Consider the following 12595-nt stretch of genomic DNA (forward strand, 5'->3'; position numbering starts at 1 on the left):
ACCTCTCCTGTATCGCGCGGCAGCCGCTACGCGCTGCGACGTGCCGCACACTGCATCACGGCCGCCGCGCTTCGCATCGCCGCGACGGCATCCTGTTTCGACATCGGCTCGCGCGTCTTGGTTTCTTCGCACCGCCACGCATGGCGCCCGGCGCGCCGTGGCCACGCTACGCGGGCGTCGCCTCGAGCAGCCGCCTCAGCGTTTGAAGATCGGCCTGCACCCAACGCGGCATCCTGCCTGAAGGCCGCGTCGCTCGTCCCCGCGCGCTGGATCAGCGTGAAAAGGACCTCGCTGCCCTCGCCGCTCGCGATGACGCGCATCGAATTGGTGATGCGTTCGCCCGAGGGCAGCGTCAAGGTGTGGTCGAGCACGCCCGGGCCGTTGTCGGGAACGAACGCGACGACGACGCGGCCGAGCGGCGTGCGCGCGACCCAGGTCGCGTCGACGCGCTCGATCGACTCGAAGAACGAAGGCACCCAGCGCGGCAGGTTTTCCGGATTGGAGGCGAAGGCATGGACGCGCTCGGGCGGCGCTGCGATGTGGACGGCAATGGTCTCGACGTTCATGCGGTTTTCCTTGCAAAGGCTGGGTATTTTCCTGCGCCTCCGAACCATCGGCCTTTTTCGGCGCGCGGCGAGCGGGACACCTCGCGCGGACTCACGGTGGGCGCGCCGCATCGGCCGCGGGCGCCCCGCTCGCCTCGACCCGATTGCGCCCCTTTTTCTTGGCGCGGTAGAGCGCCGCGTCTGCGGCGATCAGCAGTTGATCGAATTCGCCTTCGTGGGCCTGCACCGCCGCCACGCCGAGGCTGATCGTCACGCGGTCGCCGATCGGGGAGGTCGGATGCGGCAGCGCGAGCGCCTCGACGGCCTGCCGCAGGCGCTCGGCGATTTCGCGCGCAGCAGCCAGATCGCTCTCGGGCAGCAGAACGATGAATTCCTCGCCGCCGTAGCGGACGAGGATGTCGGCAGGCCTGTGCAGCGCGCCGCGCAACGTCTGCGACACGGTGCGCAGGCAGGCGTCGCCCTGCGCATGGCCGTAGTGGTCGTTGTAATCCTTGAAATGGTCGATGTCGACCATGACCGCGGCGATCGGCAGGCGCTGGCGCGCCTCGCGCATCCACTCGCGCCCGACGAAGCGCTCGAGAAAGCGGCGGTTGGCGACGCCGGTCAAAGGGTCGAGCAGCGTCAGTTCCTCGAGCGCCTCCTGCGCGCGCTTGAGGTCGTCGATGTCGCGCTCGACGACCAGCACGGACTCGACCTTGCCGGCGGGGCCGAACTCGGGCACCAGCCGTGTCTGGAAGATGCGCTCGCCGTTCAGCGAGGGGTTGCGTTGCTCGACGATCCTTTCCTCACCGCTTTCGAACACGGCGCGGAGCGTGGCCTCGCGCAAGCGCGCCTCTTCCGGCGACAGTTCGCGCTCGCCCGGGGTCTTGCCGATGAACCAGTCGCGCGGCCGGCCGGTGAGCCGCTCGATCGCCGGATTGACGTAACGCAGGCGCAGCGACGCGTCGACCCGCGCGATGATGTCGGGCGAGCGCTCGACCAGGGCGGCGAATTCCTGCTCGCGGCGGTGGAGCGCCTCGGCCGAGCGGATGCGTTCGGTGATGTCGATGAGCGCGATCAGCGTCCCCTGGTAGCGGCCGCCCTCGTCGACGATCGGCGTCGCGGCGACGCGGGTCCAGATCGGTTCGCCGCTCTTGCAGCGGAATTCGAAGTCGTACTCGGCACGCGTCCCGGCCGCGCTGCGCAGGAGATTCCCGCGCATCGCCTCGACCTGCTCCGGGTCCATGAAGCTGAACACCGAACGCCCGAGCATTTCCGTCGCCGGGTAGCCGAGCAGTTCGGCAAGTCGCGCGTTGACGAAGGTCGTGTCGGCTTCGGTGTCGAGCAGCCACACGCCTTCGTAGAGGTTCTCGACCAGCGCTCGATACTTGCGCTCGCTCGCCTGCAGGGCCTCCTCGGCGCGCTTGCGTTCGGTGAGGTCGCGCGTGATCGCGAGCACGGTCTCGACGGCGCCGCTCGCATCGAATTCCGGCACGATGCGCGCCTCGAGGTAGCGCTCGCCCTTCGGCGTCGGCACGACGGCTTCCGCGGCCAGCGGCTGCGCGGTCTCGAACACCATGGCGAGCGGGCGGTCGAGCGCGGCCGCGAGCGCTTCGGGAAGGCCGAGGTCGTGGTGGGTCTTGCCGATCAGCGTCTCGCGCGGGCGGTCCAGAATCGCCTCGATCGCCGGGTTGACGTAGATCCGCCGCAGCTCGCGGTCGAAGCGGGAGATGATGTCGCTCGAATTCTCGGCGAGGCTGCGAAACGCTTGTTCGCGCTGGCGCGTTTCCTCCAGGCGCCGCCGTTCGGTGATTTCTTCCACGACGACGTTGATGCCGTACACCCGGCCGTCGGCCGACTTGAGCGGCCAGTACTGGCTGTTCCAGTGGCGCCAGACGCCCGGTTCCGTCTCGCCCCTGCCCTCGAGGTCGAGCACCGGTTCGCCGGTTTCGAGTACGCGGCGCAGCAGCGGTTCGACCCGAGCCGCGGTGTCCGGCAGCGTCTCGCGTATCGTCTTGCCGAGATGCTCCTCGACCGGCAGACGATCGAACTCGGCCAGGTGTTCATTGATGTGGACGTAGCGCAATTGCGTGTCGAGCACGCACAGGCCGACCGGCGCGGTGCGGTAGATCAATTCGAGCTCGGCCGCCTGCCGCCGATAGCGCGCCTCACTCTGGCGCAATGCGTCGGCCCCGGCCTCGCGCTCGGTCACGTCGACCTGCGACAAAACGAGGGCGTCGACCTCGCCGTCCGCGTCGAGGACGGGCACCAGCGTCCAGTCCCAGTAGCTCACACCGCGCTCGGGCTGATCTGGAAAGATGAGCGCACGCGTGAAGGTCGTGGATGCGGGCTTGTTCTGGACGACGTCGTCGAAAACGAGGCGCGCATCCGAGGGGAACATCTCGAAGTGGTTGCGGCCGGCGAAGGCCTCGACGGGCTTGCCGCAACAGCGCGCGTAGGCGTCGTTGACGCGCAGGAAGTCGTAGTGACGGTCGAGCACGGCGAGCGGATTGGCGGCGTGGGTGAACACCGCTTCGGCAAGCGCGAGCCCCTGCGCACGCCCGCGACTCTCGGCCAGTTCTTGCCGACACAGGCTCAGCGCGCATTCCAGGGCGCGGACGGCGTCCACGGGCGGGGCAGTCATCGCATCCGTTGGAAAATTAAAGAATTTTTAAAGCGTAGACCACGCGGCGACTCGGCGCTTGAACAAGACATCGCCCCACCCCGCGCGCGGGAATTCGGGCGCTCCGGCTGCCATGCCTGCTCGCACGGCGTGAAGCGGCCTCAGGGCGATCGACCTCACGATTTGCGGGGCGACCGAGGCAAGGCCACGATGCGCGCGAGCTGGAAGCGCGTGTGCTTGCCGGCTTTTTCCGATTTCTCGGTCAAGGCCTTCTGCACCAATGCCGCAAAGGCGACGAGGTCTTGCCGGGGGTACGCGTCCTGCACGCCGGCGTCCTGAAAGAACTCGGCGACCCAGCGGGCGTCGAGCTGGTCGCTCGCCGTCTCCTGCAGGTATTCTCGCGCGGCGGTTTCGACGTACTCGCTCAGTTTCATCGCGGCTTCCTTTTCTCGACGAAGCGGCCGGCCCCCTTGGGGAGGGTCCGTCCCCACCCTGATAGTGACCCGCCGGCCGGCTTGCCGTTCCACCCTTCGAACAGCGTATCCGGCCTGCGAGCTGGCGGCAGACGCATCGCGCGCTGTCTTATCATTCCGTCAGGGCCGCTCCAGCTGTCGGGCCAGCGTGGCCGGTGCGCGAGACGCACGTCGCGGCACGGTGCCGGTCGTTCCCGGCCGGTTTTTCAGTCCGATCAATTCCGGAGTTCAAAAATCAGCGACACGAACCCGCCTCTGCCCGCCGCGCCAAAGCCGCGGACGCTTTCGGCCGGTGTCGTCGCCGTGCGCCGCGAGGCCGGCGGCTGGCGTCTGCTCGTGCTGCGTGCCTACCGCAACTGGGACTTCCCGAAGGGTGTCGTCGAAGCGGGCGAGCCGCCGCACGACGCGGCGATACGGGAGACCGCCGAGGAAACGGGGATCGACGATCTCGTCTTCGCCTGGGGCGACGACTTTCGCGAGACCGCACCGTACGGCCAGGGCAAGATCGCCCGCTACTACCTCGCCGAAACGCAGCAGACGCAGATCACGCTTCCGGTTTCCCCCGAGCTCGGTCGGCCCGAGCACGACGAGTGGCGCTGGGTCGATTTCGACACGGCGCAGGATCTACTGCCGCCGCGGCTGGCGCCGATCCTGACATGGGCACGCGAGCGGCTCGCAGCCGAGGACGGCATCGCGCGCTGAGAGCGGACCGGCTGCTCCCGAGAGCCGGGCCTGTTTCGGTCCGGGCCCCCGGTCGACGCTGTCGATCGCTATTTGGTCAACGCCATGAAAAGCTCGGGCAGCCGCTCGGGCAGCCGCTCGACGCGGTCGATGACGGTGTACTGGCGCCCGAAGATCTCGGCGACATAGTCGTCGGCGCCGGCTTTCAGTTGCGCGTCGAGGCTGATGCAGTAGGCGAATATGCCCTGCCGGTCGAGTTCCTTGACCGCCTGGCGCGCGTCCTCGACGAGCAGGCGCTCGTCCGCCGCGTCGACGTCGGACGGACGGCCGTCGGTCAGGATCAGCATCAGCTTTTTGTCCGCCGGCCGTGCCGAAAGGTAATGCGCGGCGTGGCGCATCGCCGCGCCCATGCGCGTCGAGTAGCCCGCTTCCATCGCGGCGAGGCGCGCCTTGACGTCGTCGTTCCAGCGTTCGCTGTAGCCCTTGATGTGGAAATAGCGCACGTCGTGCCGCGTGTTCGAGTGAAAGCCGGCGATCGCGAACGGGTCGCCGAGCTTTTCGATCGACCAGGCAAGCAGCGAGACGGCCTCTTGCGACAGTTCGAGGATGGTCTGCCCGGCGCCCGCAGCTTTTTCGTTGAGCGATTCCGACAGGTCGAGCAACAGCATCACGGCGATATCGCGGCCGTCGCTGCGATGGCTCATGTTGATGCGCGGATCGGGCGTCGCGCCGCCCTTGAAGTCGATCAGCGAGCGGATCGCGACGTCGAGATCGAGTTCGCTGCCCTCCTCCTGGTAGCGCACGCGCACCTTGTCCTGCGGCTTCAGGAGATCGAGCATCTTCTTCAGCCGCTTAGCGAGCGCCGCGTGTTTGGCGAGCAAGCGGTCGATGTCGCCCGCGTTGCCGGAGCGGTGCAGGCCCTCGTAGACGCTCACCCAATCGGGGCGGTAGGTCTGGCTCGTGTAGTCCCACTCGGGGTAGTGGCGTGGGGGCAGGCCCTGGATTTCCTCGCCGGGCTCGATTTTGCGCTTCGCGTCGAACGCCTCTTCCTCGTCGCCTTCTTCGATGAATTTCCACAGTTGGCGGTTGTCGTCACGGTAGTCGACGACGGTGTCGTCGAAGTGCACCTTGGCGAACTGGTCACTCGGCCGGCGCGTTTTGGCGACATACGAGAGCGCGAGATCGGCCATCTCGCTCGTGCTCGACGTGCCGTCGGCCAGGCGCGCGTGAAAACGCGCGACGAAGTCGTTGAGCACCGGGGCCGCATAGCCATGGTCGGGGTCGATGAACGCGCGCGACAGCATCGCCAGCCGGTGGCGCAGGCACGACGTCGTCTCGCCGTCGCACGCGGCTTCGACCGGCTTCGGATGCAGCGCGCGGAAGATCCGCGCCAGGCCCGGATACTCGCGCATCAACAGCGTCTCGACGCGGCAGTCCTCGAAGAACTCGACCGCCATGCGCTGGAACGGGCTCCAGTTGTCGGCGATCTGCGCCTCAGACCAGCGGCGGTGACCGACCATGTGCGCGAGCGTTGCGCGGTAGCGGTCGAGGCCCGAGACGAGAACGTCTTCTCCGCCAGCCCCTCCCCGCCCTGCCGGACACGGGAGGACGAGGTCGTCGTAGACGTCGGGCAGGCGCATGCCGAGCTTGTCGTAATACGGAACCGGTTTTCTGATCTCGTCGAATGCGGTCGAATAGGGGACGAGGTGGTCGTGGTCCTGCCACAGCCCGCGCAGGTACAAATCGAGCTTGCGTTCGACGTCAACCAGGAGCGTGCCATGCCGCTCGCGCTGCAGCACGGCCCGCGCATCGGCCGACTGCAGGCTGAAGTAGTCCTGCTGGCGCTCGGGATGCGTGCCGTAGTTGCGGATGCCGTACTCGACCCAGTTCCTGAGGCCCGCGAGCGTGAGCTGGTTCAGCAGATTCGGCGCCTGCGCGAAGAACTCGGGCAACCCCGGGCTCGGGAACGTCGTGTGGTGACCGTGGATCGAGCCCGTCGTGCGCGTCATGAAGTCGAGCGTGACGTCGACGTAATGCTGCAACTGCTCGGCCGACTGCAAACGTCGCGCGACCGGCGCGAGCGTCTGCAGGAACGGTGCAATAGCCTTGCCGTTTGGTGACTTCTGCATGCGCTGAATCAGTGCCATGACCATCGGCAGCGCGGCTTCGCCGACCGCTTGCGCGGTCGACGGCCATTCCTCGAGGAAGGCCAGCATCGGTTCGACGCCGCGGCCGAGCTTGCCGATCACGCGGCCCGCCTCGAGGTAGGCGGCCACGCCTTCGGCCGAGAGCACCGTGAGCGCTTCGGCCATGCAGTCGTCGAACACCTCCTCGACCTGCGCGAAGCGCGTATCGAGCGCTTTCCAGTACGCGGCCATCAGCGGGTGCTGGTAGGCGGTGTCGGTGCTCACGGGCGTCTACTCAAGCAAACGTCGCGTCGATCGCATGATCGAGCGTCTCGCGGATGTCGGCGTCGTCGGTGATCGGGCGCACGAGCGCCATGCGGCAGGCGTCACCCGCGTCGACGCCGTCCTTCATCAGGGTCGCGGCGTAGACGAGCAGACGCGTCGAGATGCCCTCGTCGAGACCGTGGCCCTTGAGGTTGCGCGCCACGCCGCCGATCTTCACGAGCCTGCCGGCGGTCGTCTCGTCGAGCCCGGTCTCCCTGGCGAGAATCGTCGTCTCGAGCGCTGCGTCCGGGTAGTCGAAGTCGAACGCGGCGAAGCGCTGCTTGGTCGACTGCTTGAGGTCCTTCATCAGCGACTGGTAGCCCGGGTTGTACGAGATCACGAGCTGGAAGTCGGGGTGCGCCTCGATCAGCTCGCCCTTCTTGTCGAGCGGCAGCGTGCGGCGGTGGTCGGTCAGTGGGTGGATGACGACGGTCGTGTCCTGGCGCGCCTCGACGACCTCATCCAGATAGCAGATCGCGCCGATGCGGGCAGCGGTCGTGAGCGGCCCGTCGAGCCACCGCGTGCCGTTCGCTTCCAGCAGATAACGGCCGACGAGATCGCTCGCCGTCATGTCCTCGTTGCACGCGACCGTGATCAGCGGCTTGTTCAGTTTCCACGCCATGTATTCGACGAAGCGCGACTTGCCGCAGCCGGTCGGGCCCTTGACCATGACCGGCAGGCGATTGCGGTACGCGGCCTCGTAAAGCTGCACTTCGCGGCCTTGCGCCTGGTAATAGGGTTCCTGGTGAACCTTGTACTGTTCCTTGTTCGTCGTCATGACGCGCTCCTGTTAGATCCGCATGCCGATGCCGCGGGGCATGGGAATGTGGACGATCCGTGATGCGATCCGGGTTTCGGCCGGATGAAAAACGCCCCCGGCGAGCCGGGGGCGTGTGCTGGGGGCGGTGGGATGCGAGCAAGCCCGCTCCGGGGTGGCGCGCATGAACGGCCATCGCAAGGCAACGCGATAGTGAATGCGCGCCAATGCTGCTCCTGCACTGTGCCGTTTCCTTGGCACAGCGTTCCGGGGCAGCCCTCCCGCCTTGCGGCGGCAGGCACTGCTCCGCCCTCCGCCGGGCTTACTTGTGCACGCCCAGCTTTTCGCGCCAGCCCGGGAAGAGCTTGTCGGCGTCCTTGGGGAACGACTCGAACGCACGCGCGAATTCCTTGTGCTCCTTGGCGAACTCGATCGGATCGGCGCCTTGCTTCCAGCACTCGTACGACTGGCGCAGCGAGATCGCGCCGGCCGCCGGGGAATCGATGTGGCCGTAGGAGCCACCGCCGGCGGTGTTGATGACGTTGCCGTGACCGAGGTTCTCGAAGAAGCCGGGCAGACGCAGCGCGTTCATGCCGCCGGAGATGATCGGCGTCGTCGGCTTCATGCCGTACCACTTCTGGAAGTACACCGGGCCCTGGCACTCGTCGCGCTCGATCATGTAGGCGATGATCTTGTCGTCGCCTTCGCCTTCCATCTTGCCGTAGCCCATGGTGCCGACGTGGATGCCCGAAGCCCCCTGCAGGCGGCTCATCTTGGCGAGCACGAAAGCGGTGTAGCCACGCTTGGCCGAAGGCGAGGTCACGGCACCGTGGCCGGCACGGTGGTAGTGCAGGTACTGGCCGGGGTACTGCCGACGGGCCGTGGTCACCATGCCGGGGCCGCCGACGTAGCCGTCGACCAGGAACGCCAGCTTGTCGGCGTCGGGGCCGAAGACTTCGAGCGCGTAGTCGGCGCGGGCGCACATCTCGTAGTGGTCGTCAGCGGTGATGTTCATCGAGAACAGCTTGGCCTGACCGGTATCGTCCTGCGCGCGCTTCATCGCGTCGTACACGAGCGGCAGCACCTTCTTCAGCGGGCAGAAGACCTGGTTGCCCTGGGGTTCGTCGTTCTTGATGAAGTCGCCACCGAGCCAGAACTGGTAGGCGGCCTTGGCGAACGGCTCGGGACGCAGACCGAGCTTGGGCTTGATGATGGTGCCGGCGATGTAGCCGCCGTTGACCACCGGGCGGCCGAGGATGCGCCACAGGTTGGAGATGTCGGTCGCGGGGCCGTCGAACATCTGGATGCAGCGCTCGGGCACGTAGAAGTCGATCATCTTGGCGTGTTCGATGTCACCCATGCCCTGGTTGTTGCCGATCGCGAGCGTCAGGAACGAGACCAGCATGAAGCGGCCGTCGGTGACGTTACGGTCGAACAGCTCGAGCGGATAGGCGATCCGCATGTCTTCGCTGGCTTCGTCGATGTAGTAGACGAGCGCGTCGACGCCCTTGGTGAAGTCGTCGGTCGTCGAGACTTCGACGTTGGTACCGGTCGACGACTCGGCGGCGAAGTGCGCGGCGGCCTCGAGGTAGCCGTAGCCGGACTTCGGTTTCATCTTGTAGGCGACCAGGATGTGGCGGCCACCCTTGATCAGGTCCTCTTCCTTGAGCGAGAGGTCTGCGTAACGTGCGGATTGATCCATGACTGACTCCTGCGTGAACGGTTATCGTGTTCAGGGCTGGGGCTCCCCAAGACGGGGCGACTATACGCAGACGCTTATATAATGAATATTCAATTGTTCTGATAAAACCCATATCAATGGGCTTATATATCGAATGAGGCGGCTGACCTTACGCCAGTTCCGGATTTTCGAAGCGGTCGCGCGCCATCTGTCGTTCTCGCGCGCCGCGGAAGAGCTGCATCTCTCGCAGCCCGCGGTGTCGATGCAGGTGCGCGGCATCGAGGTGATTCTCGGCATGCCGCTCACCGAGCAGATCGGGAGAAAGATTTTCCTGACCGACGCGGGCCGCGAGGTACTGCACGCGAGCCAGGCGATCACGGCGCGTCTCGACGACCTGCAGCACAACCTCGTCCAGCTGCGCGGCCTCGAACAGGGGCGGCTCACTCTGGCCGTCACGTCGACCGTGAACGCGGTCGCGACCGGCATCCTCGCCCGCTTCCGCGCGCGCTATCCGGACATCGCGATTCACCTCGGCGTGTCGAATCGCGCCGAGGTGCTCGACATGCTGGTCGGCAATCAGGTCGACCTCGCGATCATGGGGCAGGTGCCCGACCACCTCGGCCTCGACGCGACGCGCTTCATGGACAATCCGCTGGTCGTGATCGCCCCACCCGACCATCCGCTGGCATCGCGGCGCAAGGTGCCGATCGAAACGCTCGCCGACGAACCCTTCCTCGTGCGCGAAGCCGGCTCGGGCACGCGCGGCGCGATGGAACGCTTCTTCGCCGCGCGCGGCCTCGAACTGAAGAGCAGCATGGAAATGAGCAGCAACGAGGCGATCCGTCAGGCGGTTCAGGCCGGACTCGGGCTTGGCATCCTTTCGCTGCAGACGCTGGAACTCGAACTTGCGCTCAAGCGCCTCGCGGTGTTGAAGGCCGAAGGCTTCCCGATCATGCGCCACTGGTACGTAGTGCACCGCGCCGACAAGCGGCTGTCGCCGGTGGCGCAGGCGTTCAAGAAATTCGTGCTGGGGGGACAAGGCGGACGTCGCCGGCCAGCCTAGTACGGCACTCCAACAATGTCCGTACGCGCCTGCGTGCGCATCGGCACGCCTAGGGCGCGACCCGAACCGCAGTCATCGCGCCGTCAGCACGAGAACGAACGACCAGACAATCGGCGATGCGGGACGCGTCGAAGACAGCGAAACGTAAAGTTGCCGTACGCGCGCTCAGGCGGGTACCGCTGGCCCGATTCGCCCGCTGCCGTAGCAGGCGTCGAGCGTCTTGAGGGCGACTTCCTTGGTCTTGAAGATGTGGTCGCCCGGAATCACGGACGACAGCCCGCTTCTCTCGAACGCCGCCAGCACCTGCCGCTTGAGGCTGCTGAAATAGAGATTCACGTTGCGCGCGCGCAGCTGCTCGACGAGCGCACGCAGCTTCTCCTCGCCCGAGACGTCGAGGTCATTGATGCCGCTGCCGATGACGAGCACGGCCTTCGCGTGCGGGAAGCGCTCGAGCGCCTGCAGCACCACATCTTCGAAGTAGGCGACGTTGACGAAGTTGAGCGAGCCGTCGAAGCGCAGCGCGACGTAATGCTCACTGACGGCGGGCAGGTTGTGGGTGTCGATCCCGCCGAGCACGCCGTCGGGATGGCGGCCGAGGATTTCGGCGCGCGGCCGCATGTTGCGGAACAGGTAGAGCGCGACGGTCAGGCCTACGCCGAGCAGGATGCCGTTGGCGAGCGCCGGCGCCATCGCGACCGTGGCGACGAAGGTGGCGATGCCGATCACCGCGTCGGGGCGGTTGACCTTCCAAGCGTGGAAGAGCGGCGCGACGCGTACGAGACCGAACACCGCGAGCATGATGACCGCCGCGAGCACGGCCTGCGGCAGGTGATAGAGCAGCGGCGTCAGGAACAGCATGACGGCGAGGACGCCGAGCGCGCTGACGATCGCGAACAGCCCCGTTCGCGCGCCCTCGCGCGCGGCGACCGCGGAACGCGAGAACGAGCCGCTGACGACGTAGGCGTGGAAGAAACTGCCGACGATGTTGGCGAGACCTTGTCCCACCAGTTCGCGGTTGGTGTCGATGCGCTGGCCGGTCTTGGCGCTGATCGCCTTGGAGATCGACGTCGCCTCCATGAAGCCGAGCAGGGCCATGACCAGCGCGGCCGGCAACAGAGGCAGCACCAGCGCCCAGTCGACGTGCGGCACCTGGAAGCCGGGCACGCCCGCGGGGATCGCGCCGACCACCTCGCCGCCACCCGTGAACGTGACCTCGCCGCCGGCGATGCCGCCGAAGCGCCAGTGCCCCGTGCCGAGCGGCTCGCTTTTCGGCATCTCGCCGGCCACCGCGAAACGCGGCGCGCCGTCGGCACCGCTCTGCTGGGTGAAGTCGACACGGTGCAGCTGGATGCGCAGCGTCATCATGCGATCGCCGAGCGCGTAGGCAGCGGCCTGGCTGCGTGCGATGTCGCCCTTGAGGTCGAGCAGCGTGTCGAGCGGCGCACCGTCATCCTCGGCACGCGCAAGTTCGGACTGCAGGCGCGCCGCCGTCTCGTTGTGGCGCTGCAGCTCGGCGGTCGCCTGGTCGAGTTGCATCACCTGCGCGCGCACGCCGGGGTCCTCGATCGCGTCGACGCCGGCCTTCGCCGTGCGCTCGAAGTCGATCGCATAGCTCGCGAGCGTTGTGACGACGATCGCGATCAGCACGCCGGGCAGGCGCGGCAGGCGCTTCTGCAGCACGAGGATGAGCGCGAACGCCCCGAGGCCGAACCCCAGCGTCGGCCAGTGGGTACTGCCGAGCTGCTGCAGCACGACCCAGAGATCGCCGAGGAACCAGTCGCTGCGAGGCATCGGCACGTTGACGAGCTTGTTGAGCTGGGACAGGCCGATGATCAGCGCGGCGGCGTTGGTGAAGCCGATGATGACCGGATGCGACAGAAAGTTCACGACCACGCCGAGCCGGAAGAGGCCCAGCGCCAGACGCAGGATGCCGACCATCAGCGCGAGCATCAGCGACAGCGCGATGAAGGTCTCGCTGCCGGTCGCGGCGTAGGGGATCAGCGCGGCGGCCGACATCAGGGACAGCATCGCGGTCGGGCCCGTGTGCAGCTGGCGCAGCGATCCCCACAGCGAGGCGACGATCACCGGCAGGAAGCCGGCGTAAAGGCCGTACACTACCGGTAAACCCGCGAGCTGGGCATAGGCCATGCTCTGCGGCACCAGGATCAGCGACACCGTGATGCCGGCGAGCAGGTCCGCGCGCAGGCTCTCCCGCGTCATCGGGAACCACGCGAGGAAAGGCAGAAAACGTAGTAGCGGATTCGGACGCGTCGTCATGATCTCTCCGTCAGGCTTCAAGCGAGAGCTGGGCGCTCATCCATG

Annotated in this window: 9 protein-coding genes; 2 read left to right on the forward strand and 7 right to left on the reverse strand. The window is 66.9% G+C overall.

Annotated features, from left to right (window positions below):
- Positions 1-26: 26 nt before the first annotated feature.
- The 3 genes from TBD_RS13205 to TBD_RS13215 all read right to left on the reverse strand — a co-directional run bounded on the left by TBD_RS13205 (position 27) and on the right by TBD_RS13215 (position 3602).
- Complete coding sequence (locus tag TBD_RS13205) at positions 27-566, reverse strand: SRPBCC family protein (protein ID WP_202943207.1); 540 nt, start codon at positions 564-566, stop codon at positions 27-29.
- A 91-nt stretch (positions 567-657) separates the two neighbouring features.
- The gene (locus TBD_RS13210) at positions 658-3189 is read right to left on the reverse strand and encodes a sensor domain-containing diguanylate cyclase (RefSeq protein ID WP_011313146.1); all 2532 of its coding nucleotides are present in this window, start codon (positions 3187-3189) and stop codon (positions 658-660) included.
- 155 nt (positions 3190-3344) lie between these two features.
- The gene (locus tag TBD_RS13215; protein WP_041432786.1) at positions 3345-3602 is read right to left on the reverse strand and encodes a hypothetical protein; all 258 of its coding nucleotides are present in this window, start codon (positions 3600-3602) and stop codon (positions 3345-3347) included.
- 81 nt (positions 3603-3683) lie between these two features.
- Here TBD_RS13215 and TBD_RS15255 point away from each other — a divergent pair, with 81 nt between their 5' ends.
- Complete coding sequence (locus TBD_RS15255; protein WP_274378360.1) at positions 3684-4343, forward strand: bis(5'-nucleosyl)-tetraphosphatase; 660 nt, start codon at positions 3684-3686, stop codon at positions 4341-4343.
- A 68-nt stretch (positions 4344-4411) separates the two neighbouring features.
- On the opposite strand, the gene TBD_RS13225 is transcribed toward TBD_RS15255, so the two are convergent.
- From TBD_RS13225 to TBD_RS13235, 3 genes are all read right to left on the reverse strand, one after another.
- Positions 4412-6700, reverse strand: a complete 2289-nt coding sequence (locus TBD_RS13225) for a VWA domain-containing protein (RefSeq protein ID WP_049750300.1) — start codon at positions 6698-6700, stop codon at positions 4412-4414.
- Between the two features lie 43 nt (positions 6701-6743).
- Positions 6744-7550, reverse strand: a complete 807-nt coding sequence (locus TBD_RS13230; protein ID WP_011313149.1) for a CbbQ/NirQ/NorQ/GpvN family protein — start codon at positions 7548-7550, stop codon at positions 6744-6746.
- A 301-nt stretch (positions 7551-7851) separates the two neighbouring features.
- Positions 7852-9231 carry a ribulose-bisphosphate carboxylase gene (locus tag TBD_RS13235; protein WP_011313150.1) on the reverse strand — a complete coding sequence of 460 codons (1380 nt, stop codon included), beginning with the start codon at positions 9229-9231 and terminating at the stop codon, positions 7852-7854.
- Between the two features lie 133 nt (positions 9232-9364).
- Between TBD_RS13235 and TBD_RS13240 the strand changes: the two genes are divergently transcribed.
- Positions 9365-10273 (forward strand): LysR family transcriptional regulator, encoded by a 909-nt coding sequence (locus TBD_RS13240; protein ID WP_011313151.1) that lies wholly within the window; start codon positions 9365-9367, stop codon positions 10271-10273.
- Positions 10274-10438: 165 nt separating this feature from the next.
- Here TBD_RS13240 and TBD_RS13245 read toward each other — a convergent pair whose 3' ends face one another.
- The gene (locus TBD_RS13245; protein WP_011313152.1) at positions 10439-12550 is read right to left on the reverse strand and encodes a SulP family inorganic anion transporter; all 2112 of its coding nucleotides are present in this window, start codon (positions 12548-12550) and stop codon (positions 10439-10441) included.
- Positions 12551-12595 lie beyond the last annotated feature (45 nt).

The sequence above is a fragment of the Thiobacillus denitrificans ATCC 25259 genome (assembly GCF_000012745.1).
Classification (GTDB): Bacteria; Pseudomonadota; Gammaproteobacteria; order Burkholderiales; family Thiobacillaceae; genus Thiobacillus; species Thiobacillus denitrificans_B.